Source organism: Microbispora rosea (assembly GCF_044460045.1).
Taxonomy (GTDB): Bacteria; Actinomycetota; Actinomycetes; order Streptosporangiales; family Streptosporangiaceae; genus Microbispora; species Microbispora rosea.
Genome location: NZ_JBITJO010000014.1, coordinates 1 through 20,527, shown reverse-complemented (window position 1 = coordinate 20,527; position 20,527 = coordinate 1). Strand labels below are relative to the sequence as shown.

Annotated in this window: 18 protein-coding genes and 4 tRNA genes; 8 read left to right on the top strand and 14 right to left on the bottom strand. The window is 67.8% G+C overall.

Going from position 1 to position 20,527, the window contains the following annotated elements:
• The first annotated feature begins 389 nt into the window (after nt 1-389).
• Both ACIBK1_RS36620 and ACIBK1_RS36615 read left to right on the top strand, forming a co-directional pair.
• Nucleotides 390-614 carry a type II toxin-antitoxin system VapB family antitoxin gene (locus tag ACIBK1_RS36620; RefSeq protein WP_030508726.1) on the top strand — a complete coding sequence of 75 codons (225 nt, stop codon included), beginning with the start codon at nt 390-392 and terminating at the stop codon, nt 612-614.
• Nucleotides 611-1,012, top strand: a complete 402-nt coding sequence (locus ACIBK1_RS36615; protein ID WP_357312228.1) for a PIN domain nuclease — start codon at nt 611-613, stop codon at nt 1,010-1,012. The genes ACIBK1_RS36620 and ACIBK1_RS36615 overlap by 4 nt, the downstream gene beginning before the upstream one ends.
• A gap of 179 nt (nt 1,013-1,191) precedes the next feature.
• On the opposite strand, the gene ACIBK1_RS36610 is transcribed toward ACIBK1_RS36615, so the two are convergent.
• On the bottom strand, nt 1,192-2,055 hold the full coding sequence (locus ACIBK1_RS36610; RefSeq protein ID WP_396740238.1) for an NAD(P)-dependent oxidoreductase: 864 nt from the start codon (nt 2,053-2,055) through the stop codon (nt 1,192-1,194).
• 116 nt (nt 2,056-2,171) lie between these two features.
• Between ACIBK1_RS36610 and ACIBK1_RS36605 the strand changes: the two genes are divergently transcribed.
• Nucleotides 2,172-2,726, top strand: coding sequence for a CGNR zinc finger domain-containing protein (locus tag ACIBK1_RS36605; protein ID WP_030508723.1), 555 nt, complete (start codon nt 2,172-2,174; stop codon nt 2,724-2,726).
• A 96-nt stretch (nt 2,727-2,822) separates the two neighbouring features.
• Here ACIBK1_RS36605 and ACIBK1_RS36600 read toward each other — a convergent pair whose 3' ends face one another.
• From ACIBK1_RS36600 to ACIBK1_RS36585, 4 genes are all read right to left on the bottom strand, one after another.
• Nucleotides 2,823-3,311 (bottom strand): hypothetical protein, encoded by a 489-nt coding sequence (locus tag ACIBK1_RS36600; RefSeq protein ID WP_396740236.1) that lies wholly within the window; start codon nt 3,309-3,311, stop codon nt 2,823-2,825.
• 88 nt (nt 3,312-3,399) lie between these two features.
• A tRNA-Ser gene (locus tag ACIBK1_RS36595) sits at nt 3,400-3,478 on the bottom strand.
• 172 nt (nt 3,479-3,650) lie between these two features.
• Nucleotides 3,651-4,085 carry a nitroreductase/quinone reductase family protein gene (locus tag ACIBK1_RS36590; RefSeq protein WP_030508721.1) on the bottom strand — a complete coding sequence of 145 codons (435 nt, stop codon included), beginning with the start codon at nt 4,083-4,085 and terminating at the stop codon, nt 3,651-3,653.
• 351 nt (nt 4,086-4,436) lie between these two features.
• Nucleotides 4,437-4,781, bottom strand: a complete 345-nt coding sequence (locus tag ACIBK1_RS36585; protein ID WP_396740234.1) for a YidH family protein — start codon at nt 4,779-4,781, stop codon at nt 4,437-4,439.
• A 240-nt stretch (nt 4,782-5,021) separates the two neighbouring features.
• Here ACIBK1_RS36585 and ACIBK1_RS36580 point away from each other — a divergent pair, with 240 nt between their 5' ends.
• Both ACIBK1_RS36580 and ACIBK1_RS36575 read left to right on the top strand, forming a co-directional pair.
• Entirely contained in the window at nt 5,022-6,050 is a 1,029-nt protein-coding gene (locus ACIBK1_RS36580; protein WP_051762730.1) for a sulfite oxidase, read from the top strand.
• Between the two features lie 159 nt (nt 6,051-6,209).
• Nucleotides 6,210-6,848 carry an HD domain-containing protein gene (locus tag ACIBK1_RS36575; protein ID WP_396740231.1) on the top strand — a complete coding sequence of 213 codons (639 nt, stop codon included), beginning with the start codon at nt 6,210-6,212 and terminating at the stop codon, nt 6,846-6,848.
• 195 nt (nt 6,849-7,043) lie between these two features.
• Here ACIBK1_RS36575 and ACIBK1_RS36570 read toward each other — a convergent pair.
• A tRNA-Phe gene (locus ACIBK1_RS36570) sits at nt 7,044-7,109 on the bottom strand.
• Nucleotides 7,110-7,129: 20 nt separating this feature from the next.
• Here ACIBK1_RS36570 and ACIBK1_RS36565 point away from each other — a divergent pair.
• Nucleotides 7,130-7,318 carry a hypothetical protein gene (locus ACIBK1_RS36565; RefSeq protein ID WP_030512058.1) on the top strand — a complete coding sequence of 63 codons (189 nt, stop codon included), beginning with the start codon at nt 7,130-7,132 and terminating at the stop codon, nt 7,316-7,318.
• Nucleotides 7,319-7,463: 145 nt separating this feature from the next.
• A complete protein-coding gene (locus tag ACIBK1_RS36560; RefSeq protein WP_030512059.1) occupies nt 7,464-8,003 on the top strand; it encodes an RICIN domain-containing protein in 540 nt (179 codons plus the stop codon).
• A 208-nt stretch (nt 8,004-8,211) separates the two neighbouring features.
• Here the strand turns inward: ACIBK1_RS36560 and ACIBK1_RS36555 are convergent, their stop codons facing one another.
• The 8 genes from ACIBK1_RS36555 to ACIBK1_RS36520 form a co-directional block, all read right to left on the bottom strand.
• A complete protein-coding gene (locus ACIBK1_RS36555; protein ID WP_396740228.1) occupies nt 8,212-11,289 on the bottom strand; it encodes a helix-turn-helix transcriptional regulator in 3,078 nt (1,025 codons plus the stop codon).
• 23 nt (nt 11,290-11,312) lie between these two features.
• On the bottom strand, nt 11,313-11,435 hold the full coding sequence (locus ACIBK1_RS36550) for a hypothetical protein (RefSeq protein WP_269321832.1): 123 nt from the start codon (nt 11,433-11,435) through the stop codon (nt 11,313-11,315).
• Nucleotides 11,432-11,608, bottom strand: a complete 177-nt coding sequence (locus ACIBK1_RS36545) for a class I tRNA ligase family protein (protein WP_396740226.1) — start codon at nt 11,606-11,608, stop codon at nt 11,432-11,434. The genes ACIBK1_RS36550 and ACIBK1_RS36545 overlap by 4 nt, the downstream gene beginning before the upstream one ends.
• A gap of 147 nt (nt 11,609-11,755) precedes the next feature.
• A tRNA-Phe gene (locus ACIBK1_RS36540) sits at nt 11,756-11,829 on the bottom strand.
• 169 nt (nt 11,830-11,998) lie between these two features.
• Nucleotides 11,999-14,728 carry a cyanophycin synthetase gene (cphA, locus tag ACIBK1_RS36535; RefSeq protein WP_051762733.1) on the bottom strand — a complete coding sequence of 910 codons (2,730 nt, stop codon included), beginning with the start codon at nt 14,726-14,728 and terminating at the stop codon, nt 11,999-12,001.
• 44 nt (nt 14,729-14,772) lie between these two features.
• Complete coding sequence (locus tag ACIBK1_RS36530; RefSeq protein ID WP_036409127.1) at nt 14,773-15,600, bottom strand: cyanophycinase; 828 nt, start codon at nt 15,598-15,600, stop codon at nt 14,773-14,775.
• Between the two features lie 713 nt (nt 15,601-16,313).
• Nucleotides 16,314-16,382: transfer RNA gene (locus tag ACIBK1_RS36525), tRNA-OTHER, on the bottom strand.
• Between the two features lie 79 nt (nt 16,383-16,461).
• Nucleotides 16,462-17,130: an HAD family hydrolase gene (locus ACIBK1_RS36520; RefSeq protein ID WP_396740224.1), complete on the bottom strand. Its 669-nt coding sequence runs from the start codon at nt 17,128-17,130 to the stop codon at nt 16,462-16,464.
• Nucleotides 17,131-18,773: 1,643 nt separating this feature from the next.
• Between ACIBK1_RS36520 and ACIBK1_RS36515 the strand changes: the two genes are divergently transcribed.
• Nucleotides 18,774-20,527 (top strand): tetratricopeptide repeat protein (locus tag ACIBK1_RS36515; protein ID WP_396740222.1); only part of this gene is annotated, 1,754 nt, incomplete at its 3' end.

Genomic DNA, 20,527 nt, shown 5'->3' with positions numbered 1-20,527 from the left:
ACCTAATCAGCGCAGGGAGAATGGGCCGCACCGGGTACGCGAACCCGGCATGAATCCTCAAAGTCCAACAAATCGCCCCCGGTTGGGTACACGGAGTCGATCGGGTGTCGGGCTCCGGTCCCTCGTCGCCGACGGCCGTCAGCGAACGCCAGGCCCCGGGCGGTGATCGCCACGTGGCGGCCTGGCTGTTGAACGCCGGCGGTCAGGGGCAGGGTCGAACTGCCGGCCTTCCGCTTTCCCGGGGGTAGCGGCCGGCAACCGGCAACACAGCCAAAGCAGACCGGCAATCGGCCAGGTCTTCGCACAGATCCTGCCGGTGGAGACTCTCGCCGACCGACGTCTGCTGATATACTAATCTGGATTTATATATATTGAGCGAGGCGGCGCCCATGACCAAGACCCTGATCGACCTCGATGACGAGGCCCTGGCCGAGGCCGCGAAGCTGCTCGGCACTTCTTCCAAGAAAGACACGGTCAACGCCGCTCTACGAGAGATCGTCGACCGGCGCAGACGTGCAGCCGCCATAGCTCGCATGCGGGAGATGGTGGCCGAAGGAGAAATCGATTTCTCGGCCATCGAAAAGGGTGATGGCGCACAACAGGCTGTGGCGTGACAGAGCTCTACCTCATCGATACCAGTGCCTTGGTCCGCTTCTACCGTGGTCAGGTAGGTGCGGAATGGGATCACACGGTTTCCGCCGGGCTTGTCGGCATCTGTGAGCCGGTTAGGCAGGAGTACCTCAGAGCAGTCGGCGGCCGACCGGCCTTCTACGAAGCCGACAGCCTGCTCCGGGAGACCTTTCCGTACTACTTCATCCCCGAATCCGCTTGGGACGAGACAAGCCGGCTGCAACGCGAGCTCGCTGACAGGGGATGGCACCAATGCGCCTCTCCGGTCGATCTCCTCATGACGGTAACGGCTCGCCATCACAAGCTCACCGTGTTGCACGCGGACGCCGATTTTGACGCCATCGCCCGCCTGACCGGACAACCGGTGCGCTGGATCAGCTGACGGAACCGGCAGTAGGACACCCGGGCCCGCTCACCAGATCACCTCAACACCACGGCCACGTCGTGGTCATGAAAGATGGAAAGGATGACGTCGTAATAGGTGAATGGCTCGTCCGGCTGCCTCGTGGCGTGATCGCCAGGCCGCGGCCACGGTCATTGGCCGTCATTGGCCCGCGGCGGTCACCGCGGCTGCTGTTCCGCGATGACCGCCCAGTCGTCCGCCCCGCGACCGTCGGCGACGGCCTGATCGAAGACAGTCCGCAGGAGTTCACCGATCGGGAGCGGGATGTCGTGGTCGTTCGCCGCATCGAGTGCGAGGTGGAGGTCCTTGCGGCCCAGGACTGTAGTGAATCCGGGCGGCTGGTAGCGCCGTTCGGCGATCATCGACCCGTAGCCGGCGTAGACGGCTCCCGGGAAGAGTGTTGAGGTCAGCAGTTCGACGAACTGCCCCGAGTCGACACCGGCGCCTTCCGCGAGGCTGACAGCCTCGCCCAGCGACTGGATCGCGCAGGCGATCAAGTAGTTCCCGAGGATCTTCACGATGTTGGCCTGCTCCGGACGATCGCCGAGTCGCCAGGTCCGCGAGCCGATCACATCGAAGAGCGGCTGCACGCGGTCGATCAGCCCCTGCTCGCCCGCCGCGAGGATGTTGAGTGCTCCGGCTTCGGCGACTGGAACACGGCCGAAGACCGGTGCCGCGACGTACCCGACACCATGCTCGGCGTGCGCTGCGCCGGCCCGGCGAGCCAGGCCGGCGCTCACCGTCGCGAGGTTGGCGTGAACGGTCCCGCCCGGGGCCTGAGCGAGAACACCGGAGTCGATGAACGTCTCGGCGACGGCCCGGTCATCGGCCAGGACCGAGAAGACCACCGGCGAGTGCATGGCCTCTGCGACCGAGGCGGCTCGACGGGCACCCGCCGCGACAAGCTCGTCCGCGGGCCTGTCGGAGCGGTTCCACACCACGACGTCGTACCCGGCCCTCAAGAGGTTGCGTGCGATGGGCCGCCCCATTGCTCCCAGTCCGATGACCGCGATGTCACTCATTGGAGAACCCTCTCTCTGAACCGCCTGAGGCGGTTCCACGATGTCACGCGGGATACGATCGTGTCGAACCGGCTTAGGCGGTTCGAAAGGTGTTGTCGCTCACTGCGGAGGCCGGAATGACCGAGGACGTACGTCGTGTGTTCCGAATGGACAACGAGGTCCTGGCGTTCCGGTTCACCGCCACCCTCAGCGATAGAGCCGGCATGGCGCCGCGAGAGCGGCTGACCGACCCCGCACGGCTGAAGATGTGGCTGCAGGCGACAGGGCTTGACGCCACGGACGTGTCGCCGACCGATCTGAAGGACGCCGTCGAGCTGCGCGAGGCGATCTACCGCATCGGGTCGGCGATCGCCACAGATGAACAGCCCGATTCGAAGGATGTGCGCACTCTCAACACGGTCGCGGCCGCTGGGCACGCGAAGGCCGCGCTCGAACGCGATCTCGCGGGATGGCGCCTGACGGAGACGACGCCTGTCGGTGACGCCCTCGGAGTCCTGGCCACAGATGCCATCCTCATCCTCGGCGGCCCCCACCGAAGCCGCATCAAGAACTGCGAAGGCCCCGGATGCGCGGGGCTCTTCCTTGACACCAGCCGCGGAGCCAACCGCCGTTGGTGTTCCATGAACACCTGCGGCAACAAGGTCAAGAAGGCACGACTCGCCGGGAGCTGACCTGACAGCCGTGATCAGGCCCGGCGAGCCCGGCCACTTGAGGCACGGCCCTTCTCGTCCGCGCCTCCGTACCGCCGGCCCGCGCTGAGATGCGGCTCAGGTGAGCAGGTGAATCCGCGGCGCTTCGGCGCTGACAGCCAGCGTTCGTTCACAGTGTTCGCAGAACAGCCCCGCCGGACGCACCAGGTTGGTCTGGACCGAGTTCTGCCCGGCCTGCTCAGCTTCAGGACAATAGGAGCCCAGATGCAGACGTACCCACGGGATCGCGCTCGGCGCCATCGCCCTCCGATCCCGCTTCGCATCGTGGAAGGGCGCCCACCAGAAATCGATGAGAGCCCTGAGCGAGAGGCTCTGCGGTCCCTGAGTGTGATCGAACGCCGTGATCTGGACGGCGGAATAGTGCTCCCCATGCTCCTCGTCCGCAGTGCATACGGCTCGCTCGGCACCGCGCTGGAGGGTGGTCGTACGGCCAGTCCGTTCGCAGATGAAACAGTCCAAGCTCAGCTCAACCTTGTCGTTCCAATACAGGTTGTGAGCGATCGACCGATGGACGGGATCGATCAACAGAGTGGCGCTGATCTCCACACGTCGTAACATCGCATTCCCCCATGGCATCCACGAGATCAATACGCCCCGGAGCGTAATGGCTCGGGGCGTTTGGGCTGTTCAGAGATGGTGGTCAGGGGCAGGGTCGAACTGCCGACCTTCCGCTTTCCAGGCCGACCAATCACTCTGCCGAGACAGCGATAACCGTCGTCAGAGGGCTGCCGACGATAGCCGGCGTGTGCTCTCGCCTGGGGAGCTTGCTGTCACCTCGGCCATTGTCACCCGATGGCAAGGCCCGACGGGGTGGTCCGCGGCAGCGCTTGACCGCCAAGACCGGCCTGGACTCCCACCCGCCCTGACCCCCGCCATAAAGCCTCTCTAGTTGATCCGGAAGACGGGGAAGCCCGGAGCGATCGCCTGCACCTGTTCCTCGGAGGCGCTCGCGTCGACTCCCTCGAAGAACCTTCCGACCTCCCAGCCCCAGCGCTTCAGGTACGCCCGGAGAATGGCCGGCTTCTCGTCGTCGGAGAGCTCGCTGGCGGTGAACGTTTCGATGCGGCGGCCCACGTGTAGCTCGCCGTTTCCGGCGACTCGCAGGTTGCGGACCCACTGAGTGACGCCTCGGGGTGCGACCAGGTAGCGAGAGCCGTTCAGAGTCAGCACGTTCACCGGCGTGGTGCGCCATTCGCCGCTGGACCGGCCGCGGACGTACAGGATCCGAGAACCCCAGATGCTGATCCCGATACGGGTCAGCCCGGCAACCGTACGGTTGAACAGGTGATCCATGCGGGTCGGTTCGATGTAGCGGGTCATGGCCAGCTCCTCAGCACATTCCTCCGAGAGCACTGCTCTCGCCCGAGAACAAGAATGCTTGAGAAGTCGCCCACAGTCAAGAGCGGTGCTCTCTGATCTGTGCGCCGATCTCGGCGCGGAACAGACTCGGTTGGCTCCCACACACGTGGTTCTCGCCCTGTAGCGGTGGTGGTCAGGGGCAGGGTCGAACTGCCGACCTACCGCCTTTCAGGCGTGGCAATCGCCCTGCTCACCTGCCGGGAGCTGCGACTGGAGGGGTGCCGACGGTGCCCTACGTGCGGCTGCGGTGGTGGTCGCTGCCGTCATTCACGCCGTCGAAACGGACTGTCACAGACAGTGCTGGATGATGTATCAGCGAACGAGCAGTACCAATGCGATGAAGGCCGCGAGCACGAGGGCCGTGGCCGCAGCGATTGGGCCATGAGTGCTGGCTCCGATGACGACGCGGCCCCGCTTGATTTCCTGATTCAACACACGGTAACGGACGGTTGCGTAGCCAAAGCCGGCGATTGCCGCGCATACGAGCACGCCGCCTGCGGCAAACGCGTAGATCTCGTTGGGTGAGCCGAACTTCGCCGCTCCCAGACCGAAGGCCATCATGGCCAAGCTCGTCCGCAGCCAGGCGAGATAAGTGCGCTCGTTGGCCAGGTGCTCGCGAACCCGGAGATCGCCGGCTGCGATGGACGACTCGTTCACCGATCAGGCACTCCCGTCCGACCGATTGGGCCCTCACAGCGGCCCGTTCAGGGCAAGCCGAAATCCGCTATGGCACGATGATACAGAGGTTATGCCAGGTGGGGGCCTCGGGAAGAGGCTCAAGCCAGCCGTGGGAGGCGATGCACCTTGAGTGGTCCCCTACGCGGAAGCGAACCTGTACATCCCTCGCCTGAGGGGGTCAGAGAACGAAAAGTCGTCAAGCCGACTCCCCCCGAGCTCATGGAGGACGCCGGGACCGGTCTGGACTACGGGATTCGGCCGGACCGCATGCCTGGCTACATCACCCCGATCGACCGCTTCTTCCTTCGCAGCCACGCACCGACCCCCCGTCTGGACGCGGCGAGATGGTCGCTCCGGATCGAAGGAAGTGGGGTACGCGAGCCGATCACCTACACCTACGCCGATTTGTGGAATCACTTCTCGCTGGTTTCCATGGTCCGAACGATCGAGTGCGCCGGTAACCGCCGTGTGTTGTTCGGCGAGACTTACGGACGCAAGTTCGAGGGAACCCAGTGGGGCCGCGGCGCGATAGGCACTGCCGAATGGACCGGCGTCCGGCTGCGCGACCTGCTCGAACCGGCGGAGATCACCCCTGGAGCCCGCGAGGTCATGCCGGAAGCGCTCGACGAGATCCAGACCCGCCGGCCCATGCCGCTGGCCAAGGCGCTTGCCGACGACACCCTGCTCGCGCTGGCCATGAACGGCGAGACGCTGCCGCTCGATCATGGGTACCCGGCTCGGGTCGTGGTGTCCGGATGGCTCGGTGCCGCCAGCATCAAGTGGGTGGGCCGGATCGAGGTCTCCGAACATCCGCTGCACGTTCCGTGGAACACCGAAGACTACGTACTGATCGGTCCGGACTATCCCCCGCAGGGACCCTCACTCGGTATGCCGATCACCGGCATGCCGGTGGCGAGCCTGGTGGAACTGCCTTGGCCGGCACTGCTGCAGCCGGTACCGCAAATCACCCGTGGGCGTGCGTTCGCGGGAGAGAACCGGGTCACGGCGGTCGAATACCGCATCGACGGGGGTTCCTGGCAGGAGGCGTCCCTGGCTCCGCCGGAGATACCGGGGGCGTGGGTACGCTGGCAGTTCGGCTGGGATCCCGAGCCCGGCGATCACACCATCCGGGTACGCGCCACCGACGACCAGGGCCATACGCAGCCCGACACCGTCCCATGGAATGACCTGGGCTACTGCTTCCACCCGGTGCTGTCCCACCCCATCCGAGTCGAATCCACGACCTGAGGCCGCACAAGGGCTCGGAGAACAGGCGGACGAACTTCAGGTTCCCCCTGGTGGTGGGCCTTTCACATGTGCGCGGCCGAGAGGACCCGAACCCACAACCTTCTGATGCAGATGGACGCACCGCCCACTCGCAACGCCGAGACCAGAAGGGCCCAGCTCATGACCGAAATCATCGCAGGGGTAGAGGTTCCCGAGACGGCGGCGGTCGCCGAAGCCACCCGCCACATCCGGGAGATGACCAGCCCCCTCATCTTCCATCACTCCCGGCGCACCTTCTTCTTCGCCGCGCTTCACGCTCGCGAGGCCGGTCTGCGGCCGGACCCGGAGTTGCTCTACCTGTCCGCCATCTTCCACGACCTCGGCCTGCGGACGCCCTTCTCCGACGTGGAGCAGCGCTTCGAGCTCGATGGCGCCGACCACGCACGCAAGTTCCTACTCGATCGCGGCTTTCCGGCCACGGCCGCCGATGTGGTCTGGGAAGCGATCGCGCTGCACAGCACGCCGAGGATTCCCGGCCGGATGGGCCCGGAGGTCGCCGCCACGTACCACGGCGTGCTGATCGACGTACAGGGCGCGGGCTTGGACAAGTTGGATCGTGGCCTGGTGGACGAGATCACCACTGTTCACCCCCGCGGCGACTTCAAGAACGGGTTCCTGCAGGCCCTTCTCGAGGGAACGAGAGACCGCCCGGACACCACCTTCGGCACCATTAGCGCGGACGTATTGATGCACTTCATTCCCGGTTTCCGTCGCGTCAGCATGGTCGAGCGCGTCATGGGTTCGGCCTGGCCGAGCTGATGGGAATATCGAAGTGATCAAAATCCCACAGGGAGCAACATGGTGAGACAGGGCGCTCCTCGTCGCCGACTTGGACGAGGCGGGCGCACCTGCGGCTACCCATCAACGCTTCTGCCAGCTTGCGGGTTGCCGTCAACAGACGAAAACGCCCCGGAGCGATAATCGCTACGGGGCATCTTGGCTGTTCAAAGAGTGTGGTCAGGGGCAGGGTCGAACTGCCGACCTTCCGCTTTTCAGGCGGAGCGATCATCCTGCTCCCCCGGTCCGTCCCGAGGTCGCCGGTGCTGTACGGCTGCCGACGCACGCTCATGGTGGCCGACGTTGTCGTCAGCGTTGTCGTCACATCCGCCGTGGCGCTCGAGAATCTCGATGGCTTGCAGTACGTCGGTAACCACGTGGTCAGCCTGTTGATCGGCGGCGTACGCCACGACATCGCCGATCTCTGCAGATTTCTTCTGAAGAACCTCTGAGCTAAGGCACTGCGGCGACCAATCTGAGGTGCCTCACCGCCTCAAGATAAGGCTGTCACCCTAACCGAGCGCCCTACCTTAGCAAGTACGTTTACTTCTGCCGCGAAAAGCCGGAAGAAAACAGATCTAGAAACGGGGCCAGAAAATGTTCAGAATTTCGCTTTCCATCAGGAAGGCCGTCATCACCGTCGCCACGGGTGCGCTCGCCGCCGGAATGCTCGCCCTCGGTGCGGGCGCCGCGCACGCGGACAGCGGCCTGGAATACCAGATATTTCCTGTCTCCAATCCCTTCCTCTACCTGAATGTCAGCGGCGGCTCGAAGGGCGACGGCGCGAAGATCATCCAGTACGTTGTCAGCGGCGATAACGATCTCTGGTATTTCCGGGCCGTCAACGGCCACACGGAGATCGTCAACAAGCTCAGCAACAAGTGCATGACTACCGACGGCGTCGAGGGTCACCAGCTCTACCAGTGGTACTGCGAGGGCACGCCCGGCCAGCTCTGGGACATCGGATTCACGTCCGGCATCGGCGGCCCGTCCCTCGTCCCCGGCACGATCAAAAACCCCGCCAGCAACCTCGTCGCTGACATCGCCGGCGGCAGCATCACGTCCGGCGCGGCCGTCATCGGCTACCACTACACCGGCGGCACCAACCAACTTTTCAACGCCTTGAACAACTCCTAGCCGCCCACCTCGCACACCGACCAGGGCCGCCACGTCACCACCCGTGGCGGCCCGTTTTCGACCGGCCGACGGTAGTGCGACAGCTCAACGACCGCGGCACCCGCCGGCTCGCCGCTCACCGCTCACAGACCGGCGGGTCGGCTGGCCGCGCCGGCTCTGCAGCTGATCGGATCGAACCGGACCGGCGACAGCGCCGGTCCGGCACCGGTCAGCTCTGCGCGGTGATCAACCGGTACGCAAGGGCTGCGGCCTCGACACGACGGCTGACGCCGAGCTTGGCGAGGATGTTGGAGACGTGGACGCTCACGGTCTTCGGGCTGATGAACAGGGTCGTGGCGATCTGGGAGTTCGAGCGGCCGTCGACCAGCAATCGGAGCACCTCCCTTTCGCGCTCGGTCAGGCCGAGATGCGCGAGCGGATCGGGGTTCTCCGGCTGGGCCGCGGGTCGCCCGGCCCCCTGTGCTCCGGCGTGCGACGCATTCTCGTCGGGGCCTCTTTCATCGGGGCCCTGCCCACCCCCTGCCGTCTCATTTCCCGCGGCTTCGCCGTCGTCGCGCTGGACGAGGGTGAGCCGTGCCCGGCGGGCTAGCGCCTCCGCCTCCCGCGAGAGCGGCAGCGCGCCCATCTCGGCGGCCAGCCGTACCGAATCCTGCAGGGCCGTGGTGGCGGCCCGCCGGTCGTTGGCGGTGCACAGCTCCTCGGCCAGTCGCAGCAGGCAGTACGCGAGGAGGTACGGCTCACCGACGGGCCGCCAGGCGTCGACGGCCACGCTCCATTCCTGAACGGCCGGCGTCTCGGCCAGACGGGCACGTTCGGCCGCTGCCGCCGCGGCATAGCCCCGGTACGCCGACATGAGGGTGGGCAGCGAGTCAGCGATGGCGGCCAGCCCGTCGACCAGGGCAACCATGGCGGCCGCGTCGGAATCGGGCACACGACGATCACGCGCCAGAATCACGCGATCCACCGCGATCCGGGTGCCCAGCCAGACCAGCGGCCATGAATAGCGGGCTGCCCCCACAGGGGGCGTGGCCCTGAGCGCCTCCATGGCGGTCGTGGCAGCGGTGTCCAGGTCGCCGGCGAGCCGATGGCACTCCACCATGGTGAAAGTCAGGGAGAGCCGGAACTGCCAGTCGATCGAGGCGCTCACCAGCTGCCCCGCCCGGCCGGCGAGCCGTTCCGCGTCTTCACGCCGCCCGGCCAGGGCGGCGAGCTGGGCACGGAAGTCGAGCAGCGTCGCTGCGAAGACACCCTCCGGCTCACCCCGCAGCGCCTCCACGGCGGCGTGCTCGGCCTCCTGCCAGCGGCCGGCCCGCAGCATCGGCTCGGCCATGTTCCCCGTGATCCACGCGCCGAGCGTCCTGCTGGTGCCGGTCCGTGCCGCCAGCTCCAGGCCCGCCTTCGCCGCTTCGATCGCATCCTGATGACGGCCGAGCAGTTCCAGCAGGTCGCTGTGGTTCGCGTGGCCGCGCAGCGTCGTTTCCGCTGCCCCGATCTGCTCGGCGAGCCGCAGGCCCGCCCGCAGCGTCGACAGGCCCTTCTCGGCGTCTCCCTGGTAGGCGTGGGTGACGCCGAGCGTGATGAGAGCCTCGGCCTGCTCGGTTTCAGCTCCGACGGCGGAAGCGACGGCGACCGCGTGCTCAGCGGTGGCCTGCGTCCGCCTCCAGGAGTTGCCGCCTCGCATCAACGTGTTCGCCAGCGAGGTCAAGACGGCGGCGTGGGCATACGTCCACGGCTCGGCGGGCAGCAGTTCCTGAGCCGCCTCCAGCACGGCCAGGCTTTCCGTTTCCTTGCCCAGGTCCCGAAGCGCGCGTGCGCGGCGCTCCATCAGCAGCGCCCGGCGAGAGGCCGAGCTGCCCTCGCCCAGCTCAGCCAATGCCTGGTCCAGCAAGGACATCGCCCGGTTCGCGGATCCGGCGCTATACGCGGCGTCGGCGGCGGAGGTCAACACCTCGATCACATCGGTGCCCGTGAGCGTCGTGGCATCCGGTACCCAAGGCCAGATCTCCAGCGCCCGCTCCAGGTGCTTGAGCTCCTCCGCCGGCGCGTACGCCGAGGAGGCCTCCGCGGCGGCAAGCAACGCCGGCAACGCCGAGGGGAGATCGAGGGCTGCGAGCCAGTGATGGGCCAGCGCGGCCGGAACGAGGGCCCCCTCGGGCGCGAGTCGCGCGTCGCCCGACAACGTCCGCGCGAAAGCGATGTGCCAGCCGGCCCGCTCGCCGGGCAGCATGTCGTGATAGACCGCGTCGCGCGCCAGCGCGTGGCGAAACGTGTAGCCCTGCCCCGCCTCGTCCACCAGCAGCAGATGGTTCTCCACCAGCTCGCGCAGCGCCGTGAAGAACGCCGGCGGCTCCATGCCCGTTACGGCGGCCAGCAGGCGCTCCGGCACCTGCCGCCCGGCGACGGACGCGGCTCGCAGCAGCCGTTGGGCCGCCGCAGAACGCACCTCCACCCGCACGAGCAGCAGGTCGCGTAACGAGGGGGAAAGACCTTCGGGGTCACCGCCGTCACGCACCACTCTCACGACTTCCTCGACCAGGAACGCGTTGCCCTCGGAGCGGTCCACGACAAGGTCCAGCAGCTCAGTGTCGGCGCGGCGGCCGAGGATGCCCGCGACCTGAGCGGCCACCTCATCGGGCCGGAACCGGCGCAGCTCCAGGCGACGCACCTCGCGCATCCGCTCCCAACCGGTCAGCAGCGGTCGCAGCGGATGGCGCCGGTCGATCTCATCGGAGCGGTATGTCGCCACGAACAGGACCGGAGCGTCGCGCAGCCCCCTGACCAGGAAGGCCAGGAGTTCCAGGGTGGACTGGTCCGCCCATTGCAGATCCTCGATCACGAGCAACAGCGGTCGCGACGTGCTGACCCGTTCGATGAGCCCCAGCACCAGCTCCGGGAGCTGGGCACCCAGCCCCATCCCATGCCCCGCGCCTGGAACGGCCGTGGGATCCAGGCTCGGCAGCAGCTGGGACAGCGGACCGCGAGCCGGCCCCAGCCAGTCGTCCAACTGCTGCGGCGAAGCCGACCGTGCCAGCATGCGCAGGGCCTCCACCAGCGGCGCCAGTGGCAGGCCCTCCGGCCCCAGCTCCACGCAGTGGCCCCACAGCACATGCAATCCCGCCGCGGCCTGCGCGGCCTCCTCGACCAGCCGCGTCTTGCCTACCCCGGCCTCGCCGCCCACCAACACAAGGCGCACGGCGCCGGCGGCCACTTGTGCCGCCTCGCGCGCGAGACTGGCCAACTCCTCCTGGCGCCCCACGAACACGGGACTCGCCACAATGTCGCGCATATTGGACACAATCGAATCTAAGCTTACAGATGGCGCACCTGCTCTAAGTTTCGCTCGTAGAGCTCGCGGGTGCCGCGTAGGAAGCCGATGATCAGCGCCAGCTCCACGCGGTTGTAGCCCGCCGACATCCGCGTCCCCTTCATCACGATTGGGCCGTAGAGCTCCCATGACTCTCTCGCATGAGCGGCGGGACGTCGTACGCGCCGCTGTGCTCCTCGGACAAGGGCCACGGCGCAAGGTGGACGGAACCGTCCCGCCACCACGACCACACCTCCTCGGTCACCATCGGCAGGAACGGCGCGAACAGCCGCAGCAACACGTCAAGCGCCCGCCGCGGGGCCGCGCGTGCGGAGGCCGCCGCCGCGTCCGAGCCGTGCGCGCGACTTCACCAGCTCGGCGTTGTCGTCAACGCTCAACAAGAACGCCCCGGCCGTGATCGGCTCGGGGCGTTTGGGCTGTTCAAGGGTGGTGGTCAGGGGCAGGGTCGAACTGCCGACCTTCCGCTTTTCAGGCAGACCGACCGCCCTGCTCCGCTCGGCCCACACGAGGCCAGAAGGCTGTGGACGGCTGCCGCGGTGTGCTCGTGGTGGCCGACGTTGTCGTCGCCGTTGTCGTCAGCCCTACGTCCTGTAGTCGGCGGCACAGGCTCGAAGCGTTCCGAAAACCCTCGGCAGCTCACCCCTTCGCCTTCATCCCCCGGAGGGGGCTTTCAGTCATCCGTGATTGCGGCGTCTCGATAGAAGGAGCAGGCGGGACCGGCGTCGGCGGGTGCGGGCGGGACTGCGCCGGCGGGCCAGGGGCGGGCGTTCAGGGCCTCGAGGGCCTGGCGGGCCATGGCTAGCTTCTCGTAGACGAACAGGACCGGGTGGCCGGCGGCCATCGTGACCGCGATGCGCAGGGCAGCCTGCGGTCCTTCGGCGGTGGCGAGGCCGATGCCGGGCCGGGCCCGGCGCATGGCCTCCGCGATCAGCCCGGTCATCTCACCGGGGCGGCGGCCGCGCTTGTCGGCGTCCTCGTAGACGACGACCCGGCCGAACCACGCGGCGACGGCCTCGGCCGAGCGGGCCACCAGATCGTCGCGGCGGTCCCCGGGCAGCGTGATCGCGGCCACGGGCTCGCCGTCCCAGACATCGCTGATCATGCGGCCGGTCGCGTCGAGCGCGGCGGCGTTGTGGCCGTAGTCCAATATCACCGGGCCGCCGGCCAGGTAGACGTTGCCGCGCCCCGGGTTCGACTCGCCCGGCGTGAACGTGCCCAGCGCGCGCCGGATGTCCTTGGCGCTGACCCCGAGCCCGCGGCAGGCCGCCACCGCGGCCAGCGCGTTCGCGATCACGTGCGGGGCGAGCCCGCCGAACGCGCCGGGCAGCTCGGCCACGCTGAGCAGCGCCCGATCCCGGTCCGCATCGAACTCGACCAGCTCGCCGTTGCGAAGCTCGTAGGCCAGGCCGCCCGCCTGCCGGTGCCGTTCGATGACCGGGTTGCCGTTCACCAGGCTGAAATACCTGATCACGGACGCGTTCCTGCGCACCCGCGGCCGGTCGGCGAGCGCGGCGACCAATGGGTCGTCGGCGTTCAGCACCACGGTCCCGCCCTCGCGAACCTCCTCGGCGACCAGCGCCTTCACCTCGACCAGCTCGCCGAGATCCTCCACGCCGTCCGCGCCCAGGTGGTCGGCGGTGATGTTGGTGACCACGGCCACGTCGGCCTGGTTGTAGCCGAGCCCACCGCGGATGATCCCGCCGCGCGCCGTCTCCAGCACCGCGGCCTCGATGCTGATGTCGTCGAGCACCATGTCCGCGGACCGCGGGCCCGAGGCGTCGGCGTCGTAGACCAGCCGGCCGCCCGAGTAGACCCCATCCGTGGTGGACATCCCCACCCGCATCCCGGCCTTGCTCAGGATGTGGCCGATCATGCGGACCGTCGTGGTCTTCCCGTTGGTCCCGGTGACCGCGACGACCGGGACCCGAGTTGGGGCGCCGGGCGGGTACAGGCTGTCGATCACCGCGCCGGCCACATCCCGCGGCGCCCCCTCGGCCGGGGACAGGTGCATCCGCAGCCCCGGGCACGCGTTCACCTCGAGCACGGCGCCAGGCTCGGCCTCGCCGTGACCGGCCCCGCCGCAGCGCATCGGTGCCGCGATGTCGGCCAGCCGCACGTCGATGCCGCAGATGTCCAGGCCGACCACGGCCGCGGCCCGGCGGCACATGTCGGCCACGTCCTCGTGCACCAGGTCGGTCACGTCGCGGCTGGTTCCGCCGGTGGACAGGTTCGCGTTCCGGCGCAGGGTCACGAGCTGGCCGCGGGCCGGGACCGACGCCGGGCCCAGGTCCTGGGCCTCCAGGTGCGCGAGCGCGCGCTCGTCCAGATTGATCTTGGTCAGCTCTCGGGAGTGGCCCTCGCCCCGGCGCGGGTCGGCATTCACCATATCGACGAGTTGGGTGATGTCAGAGGCACCATCGCCGGTCACCGAGGCGGGCCGCAGCTCGGCCGCGGCCACCACCTGGCCGTCGACCACCAGCACCCGGTAGTCGGTGCCGGGCACGAACTTCTCCACGATCGCGCCCTCGCCGTCGGCCGCCGCCTGAGCGTATGCGGCGGCCGCGGCCGCGGCGGTGGTCACGCCGACGGTCACGTTGGCACCGTGGTTGCCGTGGAGCGGTTTGATCACGACCGGCCCGCCGAGCCGGCCCAGCGCCCCGGCGGCGTCGGCCGCGCTCCAGGCCACCACCCCATCGGGCACCGGGATGCCCGCGTCGGTCAGCAGCTGCTTGGTTAGCATCTTGTCGGACGCGATGTCCACACCGATCACCGACGTCTGCTCGGTCAGCGCGGCGCACACCAGCCGGCGATAGCGCCCGTAGCCGAGCCGTAGCATGCTCAGCCGGCCGACCCGGCGGACTGGTATCCCCCGGCGGCGGGCCGCGCCCGCGAGCGCGGCCGTGCTCACGCCGAGGCGCTCCCGATCCACGATCCGAGCGATCCTGGCCAGTTCGAGCGGCAGGTCGGGGATGCGTTCAAGGAGAATGTGCTTGACCGTGGTGATGGCCAGTTCCAGCAGCTCGGCCGGCACCGAGGACTGCGCGGGCTCGTCCTGCGGGCACTCGGTCATCACGTCGTAGCGGCCGTCGGCGCCGGCCCACATGGTCCGGCCCAGGTACACGTCGCGACCCACCAGGCTGGACAGCTCCAGCGTCACGTGCTCGGTGACGTGGCCGAAGTAGGTGCCCCGGGCCATCGCCTCCAGGAACCCGCCCGGACGCCCGGCTGCGCAGTGGTGCTCGGCCAGCCCGGGCAGGGCCGCGGTCAGCCGCCCGGCGAAGCCCGGGTACTCGGTGGTGTTCCGGCCGGTCAGCTCCTCGAGCTCGAGCCGCGCGATGGTGACCGGCCGGGTGCTGAATGAGTTGGGTCCGCTCAGGTGACGCAGGTCGTCGAGACGCACGTGACACTCCCCAAGGGTTGGGCGGATGGGCGGGCCGGCGGTGATCAGTACCGGTCGTGGGCGGGCCCGATGGTGGCCTCGCGGGTCGCGATGTCGAAGACACACCCGGCGGGCAGCAGGTGCAGCCGGACGCCGAACAGGGTGATCGGATCTTCGTCTCCGGCGGCGTGGATGACCGTGGCGTTCCGCCCGTCAGCCACCGTGGCCACGCCGGCGCCGAGCACCTCGAAGCGGGTGCCGTCGACCAGGATCCCGGTGTTCTCGCCGATGCCGACGGCCAGGTACTCCAGGTCGAGTGCCATGGCGCTGAGCAGCCGGGGGAGCCGGCCGCGCTCGCTGAAGTGCGTGTCGATGATGAGCGCCTTCGGGAGCAGGCCGAGCCCCGGGCCGGTGCGGACCGTGGCGGCGGACACGCTGGAGCCCTCGCCGCCGAGGATCATCGTGCGGCCCATGGCGGTGGCGCCGGCGCTGGTCCCGGCGATGACCGCGCCGCCTGTGCGCAGCCGGTCGCGCAGGATCTCGTTGGCCCGTGAGCCGACCAGGGCGCGCAGCCGCGACTGGTCGCCGCCGGAGAAGAACACACCCGTGGCGTCGTCGAGGAGCTTGGCCGCGTTGTCGCCGTCGGCGTCGGAGCGCCCGCGCAGCCGCAATTCCCTGGTGTGGTCCACGCCGAGCTTGCGGAACACCCGCTCGTAGTCGGCGTGCACCTCCTCGGGCGCCCCGGTGGCCGTAGTGACCAGCACGATCTGGGCCGCCTCGCCGCCGGACAGCTCCACGAATCGCTCGAGCAGGCCGGAACCGCGGCACTCGGCGCCCCCGATGATAAGCAGGCGGCCCGGATCACCAGGCTTATCCCCTTCGTCCGCGTCCATGCTCCCTCCTCGACCAGTTGTTACCCTTAGGCGTCAGATATCATCCGAGAGCAACTTCGTACCGTATGGGCCGGTGTGGGAGCGCGGGTGCTCGCGTGACTCGAAGCGCAGGGCGCCACGGACGTGCCGGCCGTGCCCGGGCCCGGAGCGCTCCCTGGACAGCTCCTCGGGCAGCTAAAGCGCACCCTGCCCACACCATCACCAACCTCAGCCTCCATACGCGCCCCGGGTTCACTGTTGCGGCACGTCTACGCGGTCCGGAAGCGTGCCCGACTGGAGACGTACCGATTTCACGACATCCGGCACACCGCCGTCTCGTTCCTCCTCGATCTGGGCGTGCCTCCGCACGTGGTCCGCGAGATCGTCGGACGCAGTTGAAGACGCCATAAGGTCTGCTGAAGAGAGGGCAGCGGCTGAGATCGCAGAAGTGATGGGCTGGCGGGACTACCCGACTGTCAACGTCAGGAACCATGGCCGGCCTCGGGTCTACCACGGCTCCCGGCTATGTGGACTCATCGGCGACTCGACCGAAGAACTGACTTTGGGTGCCGCCAGCAAGCGCGAGCTGAGGCCATGCGATCGGTGCGAAACAGAGCAGAGCTGCCAAGCGATGCCAGTAGGAGCCGCACGCCCTAGCCAGGAGACGTTGTCGTCAAAGCCAAACAAGAACGCCCCGGCCGTGATCGGCTCGGGGCGTTTGGGCTGTTCAAGGGTGGTGGTCAGGGGCAGGGTCGAACTGCCGACCTTCCGCTTTTCAGGCGGAACAATCACCCTGCTCCTCTGCAGGAGGCCGAGGCCAGAGGGCGGTGAATAGCTGCCGCCGGATGGTTTTGGTGGCCGACGTTGCTGTCACCACTGCTGTCATCGTGAGCTGCCGCCTTCGTTGCTCGTCTGCAAGATCTCGATGGCCTGGAGTACGTCCGTGACTACATGGTCGGCCTGGTGGTCGACTCCGGGCCAGGTTCCTCGGTCGATCCAGATCGTCCGGAGGCCGGCCGCTCGTCCACCCGTTATATCCGCGGTGAGATTGTCACCGATCATCCACCCGCCCCGGTCGAGAGTCACCCCACACCGCTTGGCCGCGATCTCGAACAAACCGATATCGGGCTTCCGGATGCCCTCGGCCCCTGACAGCGCAAACGCGTCTACGGCCTCGGCCAACCCTGTTTGCTGAATCTTCCCAAGCTGGTTGTCTGCGGTCCCGTTGGTGACGATAGCGACGCGCCACCCGGAAGCGCGTAGCTGGCCCAGGCCGTCCAGCACCTCAGGTCGACAGCGCACGAGGTACGGCATCCGCCTCCGATAGCGGCCCCACAACTCCTCCACCGAAGCAGGCAGGGCGAAGCGCTCACGTACCTTGCCGAAAAACACCTCTCGGTGTGGGTAGCCGTCCCGGTCAAGCCCGATCAGCCAGTCGACCGCCCCGTCCTTCAACCGGTGCTCGCTGGCGAACTCCTCAACCCACATCCGGAACGCCGCGTCAAGGTCTATGAGGGTGTTGTCCATATCGAAGAGCGCGAGCTGCTGCATGGACGATCAGGGTATCCACTGGGTTTTCTCAGGCGCCGCGCTTGCGATTACGTAACAGACCATGCCTGGTACGTCGAAGGTGGCCTAGATAATGAGACATGACCTTGCGATGGCGCTTGGCGACAGCTTTCGCAGTCGCCGCTACCGCGGCGGGTGCGGCGGCAGCGGCGGACAGCAAGCCCCTCGGTACAGTCTTGTGGGCTGCCGCCGGTGGTGCCGCTGGCGCGTTCGCACCGACGTTGTGGGAGCACTGGAAACAGCGCGACGAAGCCCTTCGGTCCCTGGAAGACGTGGCAGAACTGTTACCCGATACGCCTAAAGACAGTGTGGCGTACATGCTGCACCCTTCCCAGCAGGTGGTCCCATTCCGGGGCAGAGACCAGGAACTCTCTGAACTGCTGAACTGGTGTCACACACGGGATTCTGGGCGATTGCGATTACTGGTTGGCTCAGGCGGGGTGGGCAAGTCCCGGCTTGCCGTGGAGTTGAGCAACCGGCTCGACTCTTCATGGGGATTTGTGGAGGTTCGCGACGACGCGGAGAAGGAAGCCTTGTCGAGATGGCGGGCGGCCGAGCAGGGCAAACTACTTATGGTGGTTGACTACGCCGAAACCCGCACCGATCTGGCGTCCCTGCTACAGGAGGTCGCTGCAGATGAGGCGAGACGGACGCGGGTGCTGTTGGTGGCCCGAAGTGCCGGGGAATGGTGGCAGCGTCTCGGCGGCGGATCGGTCCGGGTACGGCAGATGGTTGCCGAAGCTGGGGAGGGAATTCAACTTGCCCAGGACCACAGCCTTGGCGCTCAACAGGGCGAGGTGATGCGAGCGGTCCCTTTCTTCGCCGAGAAGGTCGGTGTAAGTGCCCCCGCACGTGTGATTGTTGAGTTCGGCGACCAGGAGCCCCGGATCCTAGATTTGCACGCGGCTGCTCTGGTGGCGGTACTGCGCTCGGCCCGTACGGGCGGCATGCAGGTGCGGCTGAAGGTAGCTGATGTGCTGAATGAGCTGCTCGGCCATGAACGTCGCTACTGGCAGCAGAGCGCTGCGGCCTGGGGATTCTTGGGTGGTGGACATGGACTAGGCTTGACAACTATTGAGCAATTGGTTGCTATTGGCACTCTGCTGGGTGCCCGTGATCGCGCACAAGCGACGGAAGTAGTGCAGCGGATACCAGGTCGCCCGGTACTTGTGGACGCGGGGCGACTCGCCGAGTGGCTCCGCGAGTTGTACCCACCGACGGATAGTCACGAGTGGCTAGGACGGCTACGCCCGGACAGGTTAGCCGAACTGCACGTTACCCAGACCCTGTACGGGATTTCCGAGTTGCTGGATGCATGCATGGAGTGCGTTGATGAACGTCAACGCCGACAAGCTCTCGTGACACTGGCTCGGGCGGCCCAGGAGCTCGATACTGCTACTGAGCTGTTGCAACAGCTACTGCCCAAAGTGGTCGGTGAGGTCGGCTCAATTCCGGCATCCCGAGAGACGCTGCAGGCGTTGTACGCTGCCCTGCCTTATCCGTCAGACACCTGGGCGGAGGCCAATGCTGTGCTCGCCCGAAGGCTGCTGGACAGCATTCCGGCAGATGCTAATCCCGGTGAAAGTGCAGGTTGGCTATCCGCCTTGGGTGCCCATCTATCGGAGGTGGGCCGCCCGGCAGACGCCCTGCCCCTGAACGAGCAGGCCGTCACCATCTACCGCGAACTGGCCGCGACCTACCCCGACCGCTACCGCCCCGACCTTGCCCGTTCGCTGGCCGACCTGGGCGTAGGGTACTCGGAGCTGGGCCGCCCAGCAGACGCCCTGCCCCTGAACGAGCAGGCCGTCACCATCTACCGCGAACTGGCCGCGACCTACCCCGACCGCTACCGCCCCGACCTTGCCGGATCGCTGTCCAGCCTCGGCGTACGGTACTCGGAGCTGGGCCGCCCAGCAGACGCCGTCGCGGTGATCGAGCAGGCCGTCACCATCTACCGCGAACTGGCCGCGACCTACCCCGACCGCTACCGCCCCGACCTCGCCGGATCGCTGTCCAATCTCGGCTCCGTCTACTCCCAGGTGGGCCGCCCGGCAGACGCCCTGCCCGTAGAAGAGGAGGCCGTCGAAATCCGGCGAGAGCTGACCGCGACCTACCCCGACCGCTACCGCCCCGACCTCGCCCGCTCACTGTCCAACCTCGGCGTACGGTACTCAGAACTGGGCCGCCCAGCAGACGCCCTCGCGGTGACCGAGCAGGCCGTCACCATCTACCGCGAACTGGCCGCGACCTACCCCGACCGCTACCGCCACGACCTCGCCCGCTCGCTGACCAACCTTGGCACCACATGCTCCTATATGGGCCGCCCGGCAGACGCCCTGCCCGTAGAAGAGCAGGCCGTCACCATCTACCGCGAACTGGCCGCCGCCTACCCCGACCGCTACCGCCCCACCCTCGCCTCCTCGCTGTCCAACCTCGGCATCACATACTCGGAGCTGGGCCGCCCGGCAGACGCCCTCCCGGTGACCGAGCAGGCCGTCGCCACCTACCGGGAACTGGCCGCCGCCTACCCCGACCGCTACCGCCCCGACCTCGCCCGCTCACTGTCCAACCTCGGCATACGGTACTCCCAGATTGGCCGCCCAGCAGACGCCCTCGCGGTCACCGAGCAGGCCGTCACCATCTACCGCGAACTGGCTGCGACCTACCCCGACCGCTACCGCCCCGACCTCGCCGCATCCCTAATCAACCTCGGCGTACGGTACTCAGAACTGGGCCGCCCAGCAGACGCCCTCCCGGTGACCGAGCAGGCCGTCACCATCTACCGCGAACTGGCCGCGATCTACCCCGACCGCTACCGCCCCGACCTCGCGGGATCGCTGTCCAGCCTCGGCGTACGGTACTCGGAGCTGGGCCGCCCAGCAGACGCCCTGCCCGTAGAAGAGCAGGCCGTCACCATCTACCGCGAACTGGCCGCCGCCTACCCCGACCGCTACCGCCCCACCCTCGCCTCCTCGCTGTCCAACCTCGGCATCACATACTCGGAGCTGGGCCGCCCGGCAGACGCCCTCCCGGTGACCGAGCAGGCCGTCGCCATCTACCGCGAACTGGCCGCGACCTACCCCGACCGCTACCGCCCCGACCTCGCCCGCTCGCTGACCAACCTCGGCGTACGGTACTCAGAACTGGGCCGTCCGGCAGACGCCCTCCCGGCGGCCGAGCAGGCCGTCACCATCTACCGCGAACTGGCCGCGACCTACCCCGACCGCTACCGCCACGACCTCGCCGCATCCCTGTCCAACCTCGGTGCACGGTACTTGGAGGTGGGCCGCCCGGCAGACGCCCTGCCCGTGGACGAGGAGGCCGTCGAGATCCGGCGAGAGCTGGCCGCGACCTACCCCGACCGCTACCGCCACGACCT